17 protein-coding genes are annotated in these 19160 nt (G+C 69.3%); 9 read left to right on the top strand and 8 right to left on the bottom strand.

Features of this window, described 5'->3' with window-relative positions:
- Window positions 1-993, bottom strand: coding sequence for a Bug family tripartite tricarboxylate transporter substrate binding protein (locus M1D55_RS24430; RefSeq protein ID WP_064574857.1), 993 nt, complete (start codon window positions 991-993; stop codon window positions 1-3).
- A gap of 153 nt (window positions 994-1146) precedes the next feature.
- Entirely contained in the window at window positions 1147-2130 is a 984-nt protein-coding gene (locus tag M1D55_RS24425; protein WP_456282037.1) for a LysR family transcriptional regulator, read from the bottom strand.
- A gap of 275 nt (window positions 2131-2405) precedes the next feature.
- Between M1D55_RS24425 and M1D55_RS24420 the strand changes: the two genes are divergently transcribed.
- Window positions 2406-3107 carry a tetratricopeptide repeat protein gene (locus M1D55_RS24420; RefSeq protein ID WP_006579492.1) on the top strand — a complete coding sequence of 234 codons (702 nt, stop codon included), beginning with the start codon at window positions 2406-2408 and terminating at the stop codon, window positions 3105-3107.
- A 210-nt stretch (window positions 3108-3317) separates the two neighbouring features.
- Here M1D55_RS24420 and rodA read toward each other — a convergent pair whose 3' ends face one another.
- The 5 genes from rodA to M1D55_RS24395 form a co-directional block, all read right to left on the bottom strand.
- Window positions 3318-4460 (bottom strand): rod shape-determining protein RodA, encoded by a 1143-nt coding sequence (gene rodA, locus M1D55_RS24415; protein WP_023263931.1) that lies wholly within the window; start codon window positions 4458-4460, stop codon window positions 3318-3320.
- Window positions 4461-4471: 11 nt separating this feature from the next.
- Entirely contained in the window at window positions 4472-6859 is a 2388-nt protein-coding gene (mrdA, locus tag M1D55_RS24410; RefSeq protein WP_456282036.1) for a penicillin-binding protein 2, read from the bottom strand.
- Window positions 6860-6919: 60 nt separating this feature from the next.
- A complete protein-coding gene (gene mreD / locus M1D55_RS24405) occupies window positions 6920-7432 on the bottom strand; it encodes a rod shape-determining protein MreD (protein ID WP_006579990.1) in 513 nt (170 codons plus the stop codon).
- Complete coding sequence (gene mreC, locus M1D55_RS24400) at window positions 7429-8469, bottom strand: rod shape-determining protein MreC (protein ID WP_456282035.1); 1041 nt, start codon at window positions 8467-8469, stop codon at window positions 7429-7431. Before mreC ends, mreD begins: the two co-directional genes overlap by 4 nt.
- A 214-nt stretch (window positions 8470-8683) precedes the next feature.
- Window positions 8684-9727 carry a rod shape-determining protein gene (locus M1D55_RS24395; RefSeq protein WP_023264573.1) on the bottom strand — a complete coding sequence of 348 codons (1044 nt, stop codon included), beginning with the start codon at window positions 9725-9727 and terminating at the stop codon, window positions 8684-8686.
- Between the two features lie 709 nt (window positions 9728-10436).
- Between M1D55_RS24395 and gatC the strand changes: the two genes are divergently transcribed.
- From gatC to M1D55_RS24365, 6 genes are all read left to right on the top strand, one after another.
- Complete coding sequence (gene gatC, locus M1D55_RS24390; RefSeq protein ID WP_006580203.1) at window positions 10437-10736, top strand: Asp-tRNA(Asn)/Glu-tRNA(Gln) amidotransferase subunit GatC; 300 nt, start codon at window positions 10437-10439, stop codon at window positions 10734-10736.
- A gap of 136 nt (window positions 10737-10872) precedes the next feature.
- On the top strand, window positions 10873-12396 hold the full coding sequence (gatA, locus tag M1D55_RS24385; RefSeq protein ID WP_064574866.1) for an Asp-tRNA(Asn)/Glu-tRNA(Gln) amidotransferase subunit GatA: 1524 nt from the start codon (window positions 10873-10875) through the stop codon (window positions 12394-12396).
- Window positions 12397-12398: 2 nt separating this feature from the next.
- Window positions 12399-12884, top strand: a complete 486-nt coding sequence (locus M1D55_RS24380) for a hypothetical protein (protein WP_064575129.1) — start codon at window positions 12399-12401, stop codon at window positions 12882-12884.
- A 114-nt stretch (window positions 12885-12998) separates the two neighbouring features.
- Entirely contained in the window at window positions 12999-14456 is a 1458-nt protein-coding gene (gene gatB, locus M1D55_RS24375; RefSeq protein WP_006577809.1) for an Asp-tRNA(Asn)/Glu-tRNA(Gln) amidotransferase subunit GatB, read from the top strand.
- 270 nt (window positions 14457-14726) lie between these two features.
- Window positions 14727-15485: a DUF484 family protein gene (locus tag M1D55_RS24370; RefSeq protein WP_456282034.1), complete on the top strand. Its 759-nt coding sequence runs from the start codon at window positions 14727-14729 to the stop codon at window positions 15483-15485.
- Window positions 15486-15508: 23 nt separating this feature from the next.
- Window positions 15509-16570 carry a tyrosine recombinase XerC gene (locus tag M1D55_RS24365; RefSeq protein WP_064574870.1) on the top strand — a complete coding sequence of 354 codons (1062 nt, stop codon included), beginning with the start codon at window positions 15509-15511 and terminating at the stop codon, window positions 16568-16570.
- A 45-nt stretch (window positions 16571-16615) separates the two neighbouring features.
- Here M1D55_RS24365 and M1D55_RS24360 read toward each other — a convergent pair whose 3' ends face one another.
- Window positions 16616-17569, bottom strand: coding sequence for a transcriptional regulator GcvA (locus M1D55_RS24360; RefSeq protein WP_023263526.1), 954 nt, complete (start codon window positions 17567-17569; stop codon window positions 16616-16618).
- A gap of 210 nt (window positions 17570-17779) precedes the next feature.
- On the opposite strand from M1D55_RS24360, the gene M1D55_RS24355 reads away from it, so the two are divergent.
- Entirely contained in the window at window positions 17780-18142 is a 363-nt protein-coding gene (locus tag M1D55_RS24355; protein WP_456282033.1) for a DUF2917 domain-containing protein, read from the top strand.
- A 189-nt stretch (window positions 18143-18331) separates the two neighbouring features.
- On the top strand, window positions 18332-19159 hold the full coding sequence (gene lipB, locus M1D55_RS24350; protein WP_456282032.1) for a lipoyl(octanoyl) transferase LipB: 828 nt from the start codon (window positions 18332-18334) through the stop codon (window positions 19157-19159).
- Window position 19160: the final 1 nt, after the last annotated feature.

Raw genomic sequence — 19160 nt, 5'->3', positions numbered from 1 at the left:
TTATTGCTGGATGCCGGCCGCCTGCACGATGGTGCGGTACTTGGCGGTCTCGCGCTTGACGAAGGCGGCGAACTGGGCCGGATTGGCGGGCGCGACCTCGACGCCGGCCTCGGCCAGCTTCTTGCGGACCTCCGGCATCGCCAGCACGGCCTGCATCTCGTTGTTGAGACGATCCACCACCGCGCGCGGCGTGGCCTTCGGCGCCATCAGGCCGAACCAGACGCCCATGTCGACGCCCTTCAGCGCAGGCGTCTCCGCCAGCGCCGGCACGTCGGGCGCCACCGCGGCGCGCTTGGCCTCGGTCACGCCGTAGGCCTTGACCCGTCCGGCCTGGATATGCGGCAGCGCGGACGACAGCACCATCACCGCCAGATCGATCTGGCCGCCGAGCAGGTCGGTTGCCATGGCCGACGCGCCCTTGTACGGCACGTGCGTGATGCCGACCTTGCCCTGCTGCTTGATCAGCTCGCCGGCGAGGTTCAGCGGCGTGCCGACGCCCGACGACGCGTAGGCGAGCTTGTCCGGCTGCGCCTTGGCCAGCGCGATCAGTTCGCCGGCATTGCGCGCCGGCAGCGTGGGCTTGCCGACCAGCACCATCGGCTGCGTGCCGACGAAGGTGATCGGGGCCAGGTCCTTCTCGCCGTCGTAGCGGACCGCCGGATTGGTCAGGCGGGCGATCGACACCTCGCTGCCCGAACCCATCAGCAGCGTGTAGCCATCGGCCTCGGCCTTGACCACGCGCGACGCGCCGATGGTGCCGCCGGCACCGCCGAGGTTTTCGATCACCACGCTCTGGCCGAGCCGCTTGCCCAGTTCGGGCGCGACGGTGCGGGCCACCAGGTCGACGCTGCCGCCGGCCGTGTAGCCGACCACCAGCGTGATCGGCTTGGCGGGCCATTCGCTGGCGCGCGCGTCGGCCGGAGCCAGCGACATGGCCGAGATGGCGGAGAACAGCAAGGTGGCGGCGGTGGCAGTCCGCAGCGAGATCTTCATGGCAACGCTCCCGTGTCTATCTGTTATCGATGTGGTATGGCGCGATGTTAGGGAGCGGCGCCGTGTCGTCGCATGCGGGTTTGGCAATGGCGATTGCCGGATCGGCAAGCGGGAAGGCGGAGCACCGCCTGCGCGCCCGGCCGCCCGGCGGTATTACGCCGTCGCGGCGCCCCAGAACGCCTCGGCGAGCGGGCGCATCGCCGCGCGCGGACGATAGAGCCGGATCTGCAGCACCAGATCGCGATTGCCGCCCTGTTGGCCGCCAAACTGGCCGCCCTCCGTCCCGGCGTCCGCGACGTTGCCGATATCGGCGCGCACCAGCCGGCCGGCATGCAGATCGTCGGCGATCAGCCGTGCCGGCAGCCAGGCCAGGCCCATGCGCTGGCGCACCATCTCGTGCACCGATTCCGCGAAATCGCAGACCGCCACCACGTCGAGGCGGCCGGCCAGTTTGCGCCGGGCGATTTCCTGATTGACCATGCGGCCCATCGTCAGCGTTTCGGCATAGGCAATGATCGGGACCTGCGCGCCGCTCTTGCCGCCGGTGCCGCGCGCCGGCAGGCGAAAGCACGGGCCACCCGCGGCGTCGGCGGCGGCGACGCAGACCAGCCGTTCGATCCCGACCGGGTGGAACTGGTAGCGGGCCTCGTCCAGCCGCACCGGCAGGTCGGGCGGGCTGTAGCACAGCAGAAAATCGGCATCGCCCTCGGTAAACATCGCCATCGCATCGTGCATGGCGAAGGTCGACAGCCGCGTACGAAAGCCCGCGGCCACCGGATCGTGCCGCAGCGCCTGGCGCAGCCCGGCCAGCCACGCCGGCACCAGCGAGCGCGACAGCGTCTTGCCGGTGGCGATCACCACGGTGCTGGCATCGACACGGTGGGCCGCCCGCAGCGCCAGCCGCGTTTCCTCCAGCGTATGCAGCGCCGACTGCGCCGCCTCCAGGAACTGCCGGCCCTCGGCGGTCAGCCGGACTGGGAACACGCTGCGATCGATCAGCGGCGCGCCGGCCCACACTTCGACCGCCTGCATGCGGCGGCCGAACGCCGGTGGGGTGACGTTGCGCAGTTCGGCGGCGCGGGCGAGGCTGCCGGCCTCGGCCAGACAGACAAAGTCTTCGAGCCAACGGATATGCATGGGGACGAAACGATCGGTTCGTGTCGGGGAAGGGCGGGAAGGGCCGCATGGTCCTTGCGCGGCCGCGTCACTCTAGAGCGTACGCAGCGGCCTGCACGCGCGCGGCGTCGTCGCGGCCAAGCGCCAAGGCGAAACGGCAATCATGTGATCGATGAATGGAGCGGGCGAAAAAATTCCGCTTGTTATTTGTCCTCGTAATGAACCGGTGCAAGCTATCACCGCCTTCCATCGGCTCCTACACTGGCTGGAAAGCCCGATCCCACTGGGAGTCCGCCATGCCGTCCCTGCGCCGCCTCGCCTGCCATGCCGCCTGCACGCTGATCCTGCTGGGCGGGTGGCAGACCGCGATGGCGGCACCCCGGCCGCCGCAGCCCGCGGAGACGCTGACGCGCCAGGCGGTGGCTGCCTACGAGGCGGGCGCTTTCGAGTCCGCGCTGCGCGACTTCGCCGACGCGGCGCGCCAGGGCAACCGGCTGGCGCAGTTCAACTACGCGATGATGCTGCTGCGCGGCGATGGCACCGCGTCGAAGCCGCAGGAGGCGCTGGTCTGGCTGAAGAAGGCGGCCGATAACGAGATGACGCATGCGCAGTTCACCTGGGGCGAACTGCACGAGCGCGGCGAACTGGTGCCGAAGTCGCTGGAGGAGGCCAACCGCTGGTATCAGCGCGCCAGCCAGGGCGGGCATATCCAGGCGCAGGTCGCGCTGGCGACCAATTACTTCATCGGCCGCGGCGTGCCGCGCGATTACGCCAAGGCCTTCGAGTGGTACACGCGGGCGGCGACCGCCGGGGACGGCGGGGCGCAGTACATCGTCGCCAGCTTCTACGAGCGCGGCGAGCCGGGCGTGGTCGAGCGCGATATCGAGCAGGCCAAGATCTGGTACGCCCGCGCCGCGGCGCGCGGCGACCCTGGCGCGCTGGCCAAGTTGCGGTCGCTGCTGGAGCAGACGGTGAGATCGCGCGCGCCGACGATGTAGCGGACGCCTTTCCCTCTGCCCTGCGCCTCTCCCGCAAGCGGGAGAGAGATGAGGTGTGCAAGAGATCGCGCGGTGTTCCGGCGGTTCTCATCTCTGCTGGGGCGCGAAAGGGAATCGCTGCGCCAGGACTCGCGCGGAATCTCCCCTCTCCCCTCTCCCGCTCGCGGGAAAGGGGAGCGAGCAAGCGCGCGCCAGCGCGCCAGTGCGCCCTCAAGTCTGGATCAGCCGCTTCTGCCGCGAGATGTTCATCAGGATGCCGATCCCCATGCCAAGCGTGACCAGCGCGGTGCCGCCGTAGCTGATCAGCGGCAGCGGCACGCCCACGATCGGCAGGATGCCGCTGACCATGCCCATGTTGACGAAGGCATAGGTAAAGAAGATCAGCGTGACGGCGCCCGCCAGCAGCCGCGAGAAGTGTGTCGGCGCGTTCGCGGCGATATAGAGCCCGCGGAAGATCAGCAGCAGGTACAGCACCAGCAGCACGGCATTGCCGATCAGGCCGAATTCCTCCGAGTAGACCGCGAAGATGAAGTCGGTGTGCTTCTCGGGAATGAACTCGAGGTGGGTCTGCGTCCCCTTGAGCCAGCCCTTGCCCATCAGGCCTCCGGAGCCGATCGCGATGATCGACTGGATCGTGTGGAAGCCCTTGCCGAGCGGATCGGTGGTCGGATCGAGCAGCGTGCAGACCCGGTGCTGCTGGTAGTCGTGCAGCACCGGCCAGTTGACGCCGGGCGCGCACATGTCGTGCTCGAAGAACAGCAGCCCGGAGATCAGCGTCACCAGGATCGCCAGCGCCGGCAGGATCAGCTTCCACGACAGGCCGGCGAAGTAGATCACGTACATGCCGGCCGCCAGTACCAGCAGCGCGGTGCCCAGGTCCGGCTGCTTGGCGATCAGACCCACCGGAACCGCCAGCAGCACGCCGGCGACGATGAAGTCGAACCAGCGCAGCCCGCTCTCGCGCTTCTGGAAGTACCAGGCCAGCATCAGCGGCATCGCGATCTTCATCAGCTCCGAGGGCTGGATCACGATGCCGACATTGAGCCAGCGGCGCGCGCCCTTGCGGATCAGCCCGAACATCGCCACTGCGATCAGCAGCGCGACGCCGACCGTATAGAGCGGCACCGCGACCCGCATCAGCGTCTGCGTGGGCAGATAGGCGATCACCCACATCACCGCGTAGGACAGCAGGATATTGCGCAGCTGGTCTTCGACGCGGCCGGGCATGTCGACCGAGGCCGAGTACAGCGCGACGATGCCGGTGGCGAACAGCAGGAAGACGATCAGCGCGAGCGGCTTGTCGAAGCCGGTCAGCGCGGTCTTGATCAGGGACAGGGCGCGTCTGCGATCCATCTGCGCCTCCTTCAATGCGTGGCGTTGGCGCCCGGCGCCGCGGCGGCCTGCCGGGCGCGGGATGCGGGAGACGGAGCGGGGCCCGGCGCGGCGGGCGGCGTGCCCGGGCGTGTCTGGCGCGCGCCCGGTGCGGCGGGAGCGGGTGGCGCGGCGGCCGGCGCCGGCGGCGCGCCATCATGCGGCGGCCTGGTGTGGCCGAGCGCCTGGCGCATGCGCTCGCCCAGCGTCACCGGCGCCGAGGCCGGTGCGATCGCTTGCGGATCGATGTCCGGCGCCGCGGCGACCGCGCTGGCGCCGCCTTCGCGTGCCTCGCCTCCGCCCGCCTTGTCGTGCTGATCCTTGCCGCCCGGCTTGCCTTCCCCTTCCTCGCTGGCCAGCGTGTTGCCCATCGCGCTGGCGCTGGCGATGCTGGCGGTATGGCCGGTGGTGAACACGCTGGGCGTATCGACCGGCGGCAGGCCGTGCGCCCGTTCGGCGGCGGGCGGCGCGATCTCGGCCAGTTCGGCGGGCCATTTGCCGAGCAGGTAGTAATCCATCACCTTGCGCGCGATCGGTGCCGCGTGCGCCGCGCCGAAGCCCGCGTTCTCGACGATCAGCGCCAGCGCGATCTTCGGTTTGTCGGCGGGCGCGAACGCGGTGTACAGCGCGTGGTCGCGCTTGTGCTCGGCCAGTGCGTGATGGTTGTACTTCTCCCCCTTGGCCAGCGAGTAGGTCTGCGCGGTGCCGGTCTTGCCGGCCGACTCGTAGGCGGCGCCGGCGAACACGCGCGCCGCGGTGCCCGAATGCGTGACGCCGACCATCGCGCGCTTGATCACGTCGATATCGGACTGCTTGAACGGCAGCCGGTAGCTTTCCTTCGGCACCGTCAGGCGGCGCTGGCGCGTGACCGCGTCCTCGATCGCCTTGACCAGGTGGGGCTTCATCACCACGCCGTTGTTGACCAGGATCGAGGTCGCATGCGCCAGCTGCAGGATCGTAAAGCTGTTGTAGCCCTGGCCGATGCCCAGCGAGATGGTCTCGCCGTCATACCACTTTTGCTGCTCCGGCTTGCGGTAGGCGCGGCGCTTCCAGTCGGTCGACGGCAGGATGCCGCGGTTCTCGCCCTCGATGTCGATGCCGGTCAGCTGGCCGAAGCCGAGCGGCTTCATGAAGTCGTGGATCGCGTTGACGCCCATGTCGCGCGCGAGCGCGTAGTAATAGGTGTCGCACGACGCGACGATCGAGCTATGCATGTCGACCCAGCCGTGGCCGCCCGGCTTGTCGTCGCGGAAGGTGTGGTTGCCCAGCGTGAAGAAGCCGGGGTCGTGCATGCCCCAGCCCGCGGTGCGCTTGCCGGTCGCCAGCGCCGCCAGCGCCATGAACGGCTTGTAGGTCGAGCCGGGCGGGTAGGTGCCGCGCAGCGGGCGGTTCAGCAGCGGCTTGTTCGGCGAATTGTTCAGCTCGTTCCAGGTGGCGGTGTCGATGCCCTCGACGAACAGGTTCGGGTCGAAGGTCGGCTTGGAGACGAAGGCGAGGATGTCGCCGGTGGCCGGCTCGATCGCCACCAGCGCGCCGCGGCGGTCGCCGAACAGCGCCTCGGCCAGCTGCTGCAGCCGGATGTCGAGCGACAGGATCAGGTTGTTGCCCGGCGTCGCCGGCGCGGTCGACAGCGTGCGGATCGGCCGCCCGCCGGCGCTGACCTCGACCTCCTCGATCCCCGTCAGCCCGTGCAGCTCGGTCTCGTAGCTTTGCTCGATGCCGATCTTGCCGATGTAGTTGGTGCCCTTGTAGTTGTCGGCGTCCTTGCGCGGATCGTACCTGGCCGGATTGGCGTCGTTGGCCTCGTCCATCGCCTCGATGCGCTGCTGGTCGCGCTGCGAGATGCGGCCGATATAGCCGACCACGTGCGAGGCCGATTCGCCCATCGGGTACTGGCGGAACAGCCGCGCCCGCACGTCGACGCCGGGAAAGCGGAAGCGCTGCGCGGAGAAGCGCGCGACCTCCTCGTCGCTCAGCTGGCTGCGGATCGGCAGGCTCTCGAAGCTGCGCGACTCCTCCATCAGCCGGCGGAAGCGCCGGCGGTCGCGCGGCTGGATCTCGATCAGCTCGGACAGTTCGTCGATGGTGTCGTCCAGCGACTGCGTCAGCTTGGACGGCGTGATCTCCAGCGTGTAGGCGGAATAGTTGCGCGCCAGCACGATGCCGTTGCGGTCCATGATGATGCCGCGGTTCGGCTCGATCGGCGCCACCGAGATGCGGTTGTCCTCGGCCTTGGCCGAATACTGGTCGTGCTTGTACCACTGCAGCCAGAAGAAGCGCAGGAACAGCAGGCCGAACAGGATCACGGCGAACAGCGCCGCGGCCGCCACGCGAAGGCGGAAGCGGCCGAGCTCGAGTTCGACGTTGCGGATTTCGGTCATGGTGCTGCGTGGACGGGCGGTCGGGGCACGGAGGGGAACAGCGAACGGAGTGCCATGCCGTCAGATCGGCCGGGTTTCGTCGACGTCGATCGAACGGCGCTGCGGCGCCAGCAGCAGGCCGGTGGCCAGCGGCCACAGCAGCGCCTCGATGCCGGGCGCGACCAGCAGCGGCCAGCCGGGCAGCGGCGCGCCCATCAGCAGCCGGATCACCACCGGCACCGCATGCGCGATGAACAGCAGCGGCAGCACGTGCAGCGCCTGCGTATAGACGCTGAACCACAGCACGCGGCGGTGGATCGTGATGGCGAAGTACGCCAGCAGCGTGTAGGCCATCGCGTGCTCGCCGAGCAGGCGGGCATCGTGCACGTCCATCAGCAGGCCCAGCACGAAGGCCACGCCCATGCCGACCTTGCGCGGCTGGTGGATGTTCCAGAACACCAGCACCAGCGCCACCATGTCGGGCACCCACAGGATGTCGCCCCACGGCAGCAGGTTGAACAGGAACGCCAGCACGAAGGTCAGCGCGATGAAGGCCGGGTTGACCGGCCGCAGCAGGTATTGGGGATGGGTCACCGCTTCTGCTCCTGGCCGGGCGCGGTCGAAGGCGCGGCCGCGGTGGCGACCGTGGCCGCGGCATCCGCCTTCGGCGCCTTCTCCGCTTTCTCGGGCTTATCGGCCTGATCGGCCTTATCCGTCTTGCCGGCCTTGTCCGTCTTGCTGGCCTTGCCGCCGGCGTTCTTGCCGTCGGCCCCGGCCGGCAGGTCGCGCGAGGGCTTCTCGGCCTCGTAGCGCACCACCAGCAGTTGCCGATGCGAACGCACGCCCGCGACCGGCTCGCAGTAGACGCGCGAGAACGCGGTATCGGCCTTGCGTTCGATCTGCACGATGCGCGCGACCGGCAGCCCGGCCGGATAGACGCCGTCCAGGCCGGAGGTCACCAGCAGGTCGCCCTGCTGCAGATCGGCGGACGCCGCCATGAAGCGCAGATCCAGCATGCCCGCCTTGCCGCCGCCGAAGGCGATGCTGCGCAGGCCGTTGCGTACCACCTGCACCGGGATCGCCTGGTCCTTGTCGGTCAGCAGCGTGACTTCGGACTGGAACGGCGTCACGCGCGTGACCTGGCCGACCACGCCGCGATCGTCGATCACCGGGTAGCCGGCCCGCACGTCGTGCTGGCTGCCGCGGTCGATCACGATGCGCTGGCTGTACGGATCGCGCGCGTCGTACAGCACCTCGGCCGCGGTGACCGGCGTGGCCGATTGCTCCTTCAGGTCAAGCAGCTTGCGCAGCTGGCGGTTCTCGGCCTCGAGCTGGGCCTGGCGCAGCGCGTCATCGGCCTGGGCCACCGCGCGCCGGCGCAGCTCGCGGTTCTCGCTGGCCAGCGCGGCGGACGACTGCAGATAGTCGAACGCGGTGCGCGCCATGTCGCGCGGCACCAGCACCGCGCGCTCGACCGGCATCAGCACGGTGGCGGCGACCTGCCGGACCGTGGACAGCGCATCGAAGCGGGCGTCGACGACGAGCAGCACCAGCGCCATCGTGACGAAGATGACCAGGCGCGCGAACGCGGACGTGCCCTGCTTGAATAGCGGTGGCGGCGTGTAATCCATTTAGCCGTACGCAGGCGGTGGCGGTCCGCGTCGCCGGCACGCCGCGCGCGGGCGTCCGGGGGCGGACCGGAATTGGCAAAGTCGCGCGGCCCGCCGGTGGGCGGCGGCCGGCTTGGCCAGGGTGGCGCGGCGGCGGACCTGCCCGTGGCCGGCGTCGGCCAGCGGTGCGGGCAGGGCGCGCTTCGCCACGGGAACGATCCTTTGCCGGACCGGCTTACTCGTAGGCGAAGATGCTGCCCAGCTTGTCCATGCGCTCCAGGGCCATGCCCGAGCCGCGCACCACGCAGGTCAACGGATCCTCGGCGACCAGCACCGGCAGGCCGGTTTCCTCGGCCAGCAGGCGATCCAGGTCGCGCAGCAGCGCGCCGCCGCCGGTCAGCGTGATGCCACGCTCGGCGATGTCCGCGCCCAGTTCGGGCGGGGTCTGCTCCAGGCCGATCTTGACGGTGGAGACGATCTGGTTCAGCGGATCGGTCAGCGCTTCGAGGATCTCGTTGGACGAGACCGTGAACGCGCGCGGGATGCCCTCGGACAGGTTGCGGCCCTTGACCTCCATCTCGCGCACTTCCGAACCCGGGAAGGCGGAGCCGATTTCCTTCTTGATCGCTTCGGCGGTCTGCTCGCCGATCAGCATGCCGTAGTTGCGGCGGATGTAATTGACGATGGCCTCGTCGAACTTGTCGCCGCCGACGCGCACCGAGCCCTTGTAGACCATGCCGCCCAGCGAGATGATGCCGACTTCGGTGGTGCCGCCGCCGATATCGACGACCATCGAGCCCGACGGCTCGGACACCGGCAGGCCGGCGCCGATCGCGGCGGCCATCGGTTCCTCGATCAGGTAGACCTGCGAGGCGCCGGCGCCCAGCGCCGACTCGCGGATCGCGCGGCGCTCGACCTGGGTCGAACCGCACGGCACGCAGATGATGATGCGCGGCGACGGACGCAGCAGCTTGCTGTCGTGCACCATCTTGATGAACTGCTTGAGCATCTGCTCGGTGACGGTGAAGTCGGCGATCACGCCGTCCTTCATCGGGCGGATCGCCTCGATGTTGCCCGGCACCTTGCCCAGCATCTGCTTGGCTTCCTTGCCGACTGCCTGAATGGTCTTCTTGGCGTTCGGGCCGCCGCCCAGGTGGATCGCGACCACCGACGGTTCGTCCAGCACGATGCCCTTGTCACGCATGTAGATCAGCGTGTTGGCGGTGCCGAGGTCGATCGCGAGATCGTTGGAGAAGTAGCTGCGGAGAAATCCGAACATCAGGAGTCCTGTTTTCTGGTGGGTTCGCAGGTATGCGAAGCGGCCGGCGCCAGTCGTTGGCGCCGGCCGCGAAATTCATATGTCGTCGATGGAAACGGCGCGCGTCGTCCGCGCATCCACGGTCCCGCCCATGCCGTTGCGGTGCGCCAGGCGAACCGCGACAGTGCTGGGGGAATGGGCCCGCCGAGCCGGCGGAACGCACTCCCACGGGAACCTTTGATTAGACGGCGCCAGAAAGTTCGCCAAACTTCATTTGGCGGATGGCCGGACGGTGGTCCGGGCGCCACAGACCCGGCACCTAAGATGGGGCAGCAGCGAGTCGGTCTAATCGGAGGATCCTGGTCCGGGCCCCGCGGGCAGTCGGGTCCGGCATCCTTCAGCGGCCGGGTCCTGGGTCCCAAGCGGCGAAGGCGCCGCCAGGGGCGGCGGCAAAACGGAATGATACCTTATAATTCCGCGTGTTTCGGCGGCAAATTGCCCTGAAAAAACCTGTAATTCTGACGATTGTGGGGCGCCGCGCGCGGCACATTCTCCGGGCTGACGCCGGGCCGACAAGGGCCCCGACAGGGCGCTGCCCGAGGCGCGCCGGCCCGGCCCGGTTCAGCGCCTCCCGACTTTCTCCGTACGGTCGCCACGGTCGTCATTCTCCCGGTCCGTCCCGGCCTGTCGCCGGACTGCCGGGCCCTCTGGAATTCCTCGCACCCACGCCATGGCACTCGAGCTATCCGACGTCAAGCGCATCGCCCATCTTGCCCGCATCGACATCAGCGATGACGAAGCTGGCCAGACGCTCGGGCAATTGAATCAATTCTTCTCGCTGGTCGAGCAGATGCAGGCGGTCGACACCAGCGGCGTCGCACCGCTGGCGCATCCGCTGTCGGCGGTACGCGAAATGCAGCAGCGGCTGCGCGACGACGTCGTCACCGAGCCCAACCGGCGCGACGACTACCAGCGTCCGGCCCCGGCCACCGAGGCCGGCCTGTATCTGGTGCCGAAGGTGATCGAATAACGGTCCCACGCCCGGCTCGCCGACGTCGTCCGGCCTTTCCGTATCGGCGTACCGGTACGCACGGCGGCGTCTCCTGAATCGATCCGGCCCGCAGCGATGCGCCGCGGGCCGTTCTCCGAAGCTCTTCCGACACTCCATGTCTTCCTCCGCTTCCTCCTTCCCGGTCGGTTCGACCGTGACCTCGCTGCGCCAGATCGCCGATGCGCTCGCCGCCGGCGCGGTGTCGGCCGAAGAACTGGCGCGTGACTATCTGGCCCGCATCGAGCAGGCCAGTGCGCTGAACGCCTACATCCATGTCGACGCCGAACTGACGCTGGCGCAGGCCCGCGAGGCCGACGCGCGCCGCGCGCGCGGCGAGGCCGGTCCGCTGACCGGCGTGCCGATCGCCCACAAGGACGTGTTCGTCACGCGCGGCTGGCGCTCGACCGCCGGCTCGCGCATGCTGGCCGACTACGAGAGCCCGTTCGATGCCACCGTGGTCCAGCGGCTCGCCGCCGCCGGCATGGTGACGCTGGGCAAGACCAATATGGACGAGTTCGCAATGGGTTCGTCCAACGAGAACTCGCATTTCGGCCCGGTGCGCAACCCGTGGGACGCGTCGCGCGTGCCCGGCGGCTCCTCAGGCGGCTCGGCCGCGGCCGTGGCGGCCGGCCTGGCGCCGGCCGCGACCGGTACCGATACCGGCGGCTCGATCCGCCAGCCGGCCGCGTTCTCGGGCATCACCGGCATCAAGCCGACCTACGGCCGCGTGTCGCGCTTCGGCATGATCGCGTTCGCCTCGTCGCTGGACCAGGCCGGCCCGATGGCGCGCAGCGCCGAGGATTGCGCGCTGCTGCTCAATGCGATGGCCGGTTTCGACGAGCGCGATTCGACCTCGCTGACGCCGGCCCAGGGCGGCGTGGACGAAGACTTCACGCGGCTGCTGGGCCAGCCACGCGGTGGCGCCAGCGCGAACCAGCCGCTGGCCGGCCTGCGCATCGGCCTGCCGCGCGAGTACTTCGGCGCCGGCCTGTCGGCCGATGTCGAGGCCGCGGTGCGCGCCGCGCTGCGCGAATACGAGAAGCTGGGCGCGACGCTGGTCGAGGTGTCGCTGCCCAAGACCGAGCTGTCGATTCCGGTCTACTACGTGATCGCGCCGGCCGAGGCCTCGTCCAACCTGTCGCGCTTCGATGGCGCGCGCTATGGCCACCGCGCGGCCGAGTACCGCGACCTGCTCGACATGTACAAGAAGACCCGTGCCGAGGGCTTCGGCTGGGAGGTCAAGCGCCGCATCCTGGTCGGCACCTATGTGCTGTCGCACGGCTACTACGACGCCTACTACCTGCAGGCGCAGAAGATCCGCCGCATCATCGCCGACGACTTCCAGCGCGCCTTCGGCGAGTGCGACGTGATCATGGGGCCGGTCGCGCCGACGGTGGCGTGGAAGCTCGGCGAGAAGAGCGCCGACCCGGTGCAGATGTACCTGGCCGACGTCTTCACGCTGTCGACCAGCCTGGCCGGCCTGCCCGGCATGAGCGTGCCCTGCGGCTTCGGCGAGGGCGGCATGCCGGTTGGCCTGCAGATGATCGGCAACTACTTCGGCGAGGCGCAGCTGCTGCAGACCGCGCACGCCTTCCAGCAGGCCACCGACTGGCATCTGCGCCAGCCCTCGCAGGGATGATCATGAACGCGCTGCTTTCGATCCGCCCGTCCCGCCTCTCTGCCGGCCGCCTGGCATTGACGGCCGTACTGCTGGCCGCGCTGGCCGGCTGCATTCCGCTGCCGCGCATCGGCGGTCCCACGCCGATCGCCGATCGCGACATCGACCTGGCCGGCGACTGCCGCCGCACGGAGGAAGACGGCTTCCGCGAGGACGCGCAGCTGCGCGTGGCGGACAACAACGTGCAGCAGCTGTCGTGGAAGCTGTGGGTCGGCAAGCGCGGCTCGTGCAGCTTCGACCTGGCCGAGTTCCGCCAGACCCGCCGCAAGCCGCATATCGAACTGGCCGCGCGCGACGGCAGCGCGTGCAAGCTGCTGGTCTGGCAGGACCCGCGCCGCGTCACGCTGGCGCACGCCAATTGCCAGAGCCGCTGCACGCCGGGCATCTATGAAGAGGCGTGGCCGGTCATGTTCGAACCGGGCACCGGTACCTGCGCGCGCACGCAATAACGCCGCCGCACGCACGGCCACAGAGCACAACGCAGAACGCAACGCAGAACGCGAAAGCACACGGCGGCGCGGCCCAGGCCGGCGCCGCCGCAAGGAACCAACAGGAATACCGCCATGCAATGGGAAGTGGTGATCGGTCTCGAAACGCATACGCAGCTTTCGACGGCCTCGAAGATTTTTTCCGGCGCCTCCACCGCGTTCGGCGCGGCGCCCAATACCCAGGCCAGCCCGGTCGATCTGGCGCTGCCCGGCACGCTGCCGGTGCTGAACAAGGCCGCGGTCGAGCGCGCGATCCAGTTCGGCCTGGCGATCGGCGCCCATGTCGCGCCGCATAGCGTGTTCGCGCGCAAGAATTACTTCTACCCCGATCTGCCCAAGGGCTACCAGATCAGCCAGTACGAGATCCCGGTGGTGCAGGGCGGCAGCCTGACCTTCCAGGTCGAGGGCCGCAAGGGCGAGTTCTACGAGAAGACCGTGCAGCTGACCCGTGCCCACCTCGAGGAGGACGCCGGCAAGTCGCTGCACGAGGACTTCGCCGGCATGACCGGCATCGACCTGAACCGCGCCGGCACCCCGCTGCTGGAGATCGTCACCGAGCCCGACATGCGCAGCGCCGCCGAGGCGGTCGCGTATGCGCGCGCGCTGCATACGCTGGTGGTGTGGCTGGGCATCTGCGACGGCAACATGCAGGAAGGGAGCTTCCGTTGCGACGCCAACGTGTCGGTGCGGCCGGTCGGCAGCGACAAGCTGGGCACGCGCCGCGAAATCAAGAACCTGAACTCGTTCCGCTTCCTGCAGCAGGCGATCGAGTACGAGGTGCGCTGGCAGATCGCCGAGATCGAGGATGGCCGCGAAATCCAGCAGGCCACCGTGCTGTTCGATCCGGACACCGGTGAGACGCGCGCGATGCGGACCAAGGAAGACGCGCACGACTATCGCTACTTCCCCGATCCGGACCTGCTGCCGCTGGAGATCGAGCCGGCCTGGGTCGAACGTGTGCGCGCCGCGATGCCGGAGCTGCCGGCCGCGATGCAGGCGCGCTTCGTCTCGCAATACGGCCTGCCGGCCTACGATGCCAGCGTGCTGACCTCGTCGAAGGCGCTGGCCAACTGGTTCGAGCAGGTCGTCGCCGAGGCGGGCGCGGCCAACGCCAAGCCGGCGGCCAACTGGCTGATGGGCGACGTCGCCTCGCAGCTGAACCGCGAGGGCATCGAGATCGATGCCGCGCCGATTCGCCCGGCACAACTGGCGCTGCTGCTCAAGCGCATTGCCGACGGCACGGTGTCGAACAACACCGCCAAGAAGGACGTGTTCCCGGCGATGTGGGCCGGCGAGTGCGACGGCGACGCCGACGCGATCATCGCCGCCAAGGGCCTGAAGCAGATGTCGGACACCGGCGCGCTCGAGGCCATCATCGACGAGGTGCTCGCCGCCAACGCCAAGTCGGTCGAGGAGTTCCGCGCCGGCAAGGAGAAGGCGTTCAACGCGCTGGTCGGCCAGGCGATGAAGGCGACCAAGGGCAAGGCCAATCCGGCCCAGGTCAACGAGCTACTGCGCAAGAAGCTGGGCTGATCGGCTCGGCGCAGTCAGATCGGGAACCCGCGCCCTGGCGCGGGTTTTTTGATGGCGTGACGGGATTGGGCGATATGGGTCGATCGATCGCCCCGCCCTCTCCCCGGCCCTCTACCGCAAGCGGGAGAGGGAGAACACCGTGCGGGATGGCCGACCGCTTCCGTTTTCGCCCCTCCCCCGCTTGCGGAAGAGCGGCCGGGGGAGAAGGCAGCCGGCCCACCCCGAACAGCGTTTGCTACACTCCAGCGCAAATCGTTCGATGACCCGCCAATGAATCCGCAAGACGTCGCCGCCTATCTGCAAAGTCATCCCCAGTTCTTCGAGGACCACGCCGAGCTGCTGGCCTCCGTGCAGCTGACGAGCCCGCACAGCCATCGCGCGGTCTCGCTGCAGCAGCGCCAGATGGAAATCCTGCGCGAGAAGAACAAGGGCCTCGAACTGAAGCTGGCCAATCTGATGCGCCACGGCCACGACAACGACCGCACGCAGAACCGCATGCACGCGTGGCAGCTGCGGCTACTCGGCGAGGCCGATGCGCTGGCGCTGCCGATGGCGGTCAGCCAGGGCCTGCAGCAGGTCTTCGATGTGCCGGCCGTCGCGCTGCGGCTGTGGCAGCTGGCCGAAACGCACGCCCCGCTCGATCTGCTGCGCGGCGAACAGGCCACCGCCAGCGAAGCCGCGCGCCGCTTTGCCGAGGGCCTGCAGACGCCGTATTGCGGCGCCAATCCGTGGGCCATCGCGCCAGCCGTCGCCGAAGAGGGCGCCCAGCCTGTGCCGGCGGCAGTGCCCGACACGCTTGGTGAAGGCGGCAAGCAGGCGGTCGACTGGCTCGAGCGCGATGACATCGCGTCGCTCGCGATCGTCGCGCTGCGCGCCCCCGCCGGCCAGGACGCCGAAACGGGTCCGACCTTCGGCCTGCTGGTGCTCGGCTCGCCCGATGCGCGCCGCTTCCACGAAGGCATGGGTACGGCCTACCTGAGCCGTATCGGCGAACTGGCCGGCGCGGCGCTGGCGCGCCTGCGCGGCTGATCGAAGGACTCGGGCGGCAACGGATGGCCCGCGCCAGCGAACCGGCGTCCGCGGAGAACGCGACGGACGCGCCCCCACCGGCCCTCGATCCGCTGCTGCTCCGCTATCTGGACTGGCTGGCCAGCAGCCGCAAGCTGGCCGAGCACACGCTGGTCGGCTACCGGCGCGACCTGTCGGTATTGCAGGCGCAGGCCGCCAGGTTCGCCCCCGGTACCGCGCTGACCGCGCTGCGCACCGACCAGATCCGCAGCTTCGCCGCGCGGCTGCGCGGCAGCGGTCTCGCTTCGACCAGCATTGCCAGGGCGTTGTCGGCCTGGCGCGGCTTCTACCTGTGGGCCGCGCGGCACGGCCACGGCGTCGAGGCCAATCCCGTCGACGGTGTGCGTGCCCCCAAGGCCGGACGGCCGCTGCCCAAGGCGCTATCGGTCGAGCACGCGGTGGCGCTGGTCGGCCAGCCGGCCGGGGAGGGCGCCGAGGGGCTGCGCGACCAGGCCGTGTTCGAGCTCGGCTATTCGAGCGGCTTGCGCGTGTCGGAGCTGGTGCAGCTCGATTTGCGTTACGTGGAAGAGGACGGCTACCGCTCGTCGGGCTGGATCGACCTGGCCGCGGGCGAAGTCACGGTGCTCGGCAAGGGTTCGCGCCGCCGCAGCGTGCCGGTCGGCAGCAAGGCGGTGCAGGCGCTGCGCGCGTGGCTGGCGGTGCGCGACGACTGGGTCAAGGCTTCGGCCGTCGCCGACCATCGGCACGCGCTATTCCTGTCGCGGCGCGGCGAGCGGCTGTCGGACCGGACCGTGCGCGCCCGCATCAAGCAGCAGGCGATCCGCGCCGGCGTGCCGGCCGACGTGCATCCGCACATGCTGCGGCACTCGTTCGCCAGCCACGTGCTGCAGTCGTCGGGCGACCTGCGCGCGGTGCAGGAGATGCTGGGCCACGCCAGCGTGGCGACGACGCAGATCTACACCGCGCTCGATTTCCAGCATCTGGCCAAGGTCTACGACCAGGCCCATCCCCGCGCACGGTTGGCCGAGCGCGACACGCCCGCCGCGCCTGCTGCGACATCGAAGCCGGACGACGAGCCCGCCTGAGGCCCCGCCAGCCCGCCTGAGGCCCCGCCAGCCCGCCGTCCCTGCCTACGCCCACTGCGACAGGATCTGCCGGAACGCCGCGATCTCGGGCAGCAGCCAGTTGCGGAAGGCCTGCACCTTCGGCGTCTCGAGCATCGCGGGCGTGCAGACGAAGTACAGCAACCACGGACACGGGATGCTGACGTCGAACAGCCGCACCACCCGCCCGGACAACAGATCGTTGTAGGCCAGCGACGAGCGGATCAGCGCGATGCCCTGGCCCTCCGCCGCGGCCTGCAGCAGCAGCGACGAATCCTCGAACATCAGGCCCTTGCGCGGCTCGGGCCAGTCGAGTCCCGCCGCCTCGAACCATGGCCGCCACGGATCGCCTTCGCCGCGCAGCAGCGTCAGCCCCTGCATCTGCTCGGGGCGCTGCGGCAGCTTGCCGCCCAGCAAGGTCGGGCTGCAGACCGGGAAGAACACGTCGTCGAGCAGCCGCTCGACATAGAGCCCCGGATAGTCGCCGCTGCCCATGCGCAGCGCCACGTCGACCTCGTCGCGCGCGAAATCGACCAGCGTGTTCGACGACATCAGCTCGACGTCCAGCTCGGGATGCCGTTCGATAAAGCTGCCGATGCGCGGCGTCAGCCAGCGGGCGGCAAACGACGGCATCGTGCTGATGGTCAGCCGCTTGTCGCGCGTGCCTGACTGCAGCGCGCGCGTCGCTTCGGCGATCTGCAGCAGCGCGTCGCGCACGCGCTCGGCGTAGACGCGGCCGGCCGGCGTCAGGCTGACCCGCTTGCCGTTGCGGGCGAACAACGGCTGGCCCAGTTCTTCCTCTAAGGCACGGACCTGATGGCTGACGGCCCCATGGGTGACGAACAGCTCGGTGGCCGCGCGCGAGAAGCTCTCATGCCGCGCGGCGGCTTCGAACGCGCGCAGCGCGGTCAGCGCCGGCAGCCGTGGCAGCTCGCGATGCCAGGCGCGCGGCAGTTCGACGGGATTACGCTTCAGGGTCATCGCAACAGCGTCGCTATGTGAGATTCGCTAACAAGGGAAATCAATATATATCGTTTTGGAGGTGGTCGGGCAATCACTAGAATGCAATGCATCGGGACCGCAACAGCGAGCGCGCCAGGCCAACCCAGGCCAGACACGGTAAAGCGCGACGCCAGCCGCGCGAAACTCGCGTGCCGGACGGTACCGTCACCTTAGTGAAGGAAGTCCAAAATGGAAACCCTGCTCACAACGACCGTCTTCAGCCTGAACCCGGGCGAGGTCGCGCCGCTGTCGGTACACACCGCGCAACGGCTCTATGTGGAAGATGCCGCCGGCCTGAACCTGTGGGTCACCCGCGACGGCGACTCGGAAGATTACTGGCTGCGCTGCGGCGCCAGCCTGCAGCTGAACCGCGGTGACGAAGTGGTGCTCAGCGTCGATCCGCGTGCCGAGCGCCCGGTACGGCTGGCGCTGATCGCCGAAGCCCGCCGCCCGGCCGCCACCAAGCTGCCGCATCTGGTGAACCGCGTCGTGCGGCGACTGGTTCGAGGCACGCAATGGTCGCCTAACCAGGACATCGTCGCGGCGTCCTGAGCCGAAAGCCGATGCGCCGAGCCGGCGCCATCTGCGGCTGGTCTACTGCCGGCCGCCGGCGCGCCCGGTGTCCGGCGAAGATCGTCCCAATCCAGACCACACCAGCGGACAACCCTGACGGCGCCAGGGTGACAGCCGCCAGCGAAGCAGGGGCCGGTGCGAACCGGCCCTTTTCGCTACACTCTCGGCATGCAAGCAATCGAAGTCATCGAGCGGGGCCGGGAGGACTACGCGCCCTGTTTCGACGCGATGCGCGCCTACACCGCCGCGCGCACCGCCGAATCCCCCGACCAGATCTGGCTCGTCGAGCATCCGCCGGTCTACACGCTGGGCCAGGCGGGCGATCCCTCGCATCTGCTGTCGCCCGATCCGGCGATCCCGCTGGTGCGGATCGATCGTGGCGGACAGATCACCTATCACGGTCCCGGCCAGGTCGTCGCCTACCTGCTGCTGGACCTGCGCCGCCGCGGCCTGATGGTGCGCGAGCTGGTCCATGCGATCGAGCAGGCGGTGCTGGACACGCTCGCGGCGTATAATCTGCCCGCCGAACGCAAGCCTGGCGCCCCCGGCATCTATCTGTCCGACGGTCCGCACCGCGGCGCCAAGATCGCCGCGCTGGGCCTGAAGATCCGCAACGGCTGCAGCTACCACGGCGTCAGCCTGAATGTGCGGATGGATCTGAACCCGTTCCTGCGTATCAATCCGTGCGGTTATGCCGGCCTCGAGACGGTCGACATGGCCCGCGCCGGCGCGACGGTACCGGCGAGCGATGCAGACGGCGGCGTGCGCCGGGAACCGGTCGACGCCCGGCACCAGCCGGAGATCGCGCGACGCCTGGCGGCGGCATTGTGCGACGTGCTGGCGGCGGCGCAGCTGCGCGCCGCGGCCGGCGAACCGGCCGCGAACGAGCAAGCAAACCAGCAAGCAAACCAGCAAGCGAACCGGCAAGCGAACGAACAAGCGAACGAACCAGCCGCCACGGCCCCTGGCCACCTGACACCCCTGACTACGGCCTAGC

This window comes from Cupriavidus sp. JZ107, from assembly GCF_053903255.1.
This window is presented reverse-complemented; position numbering and strand designations above follow the sequence as displayed.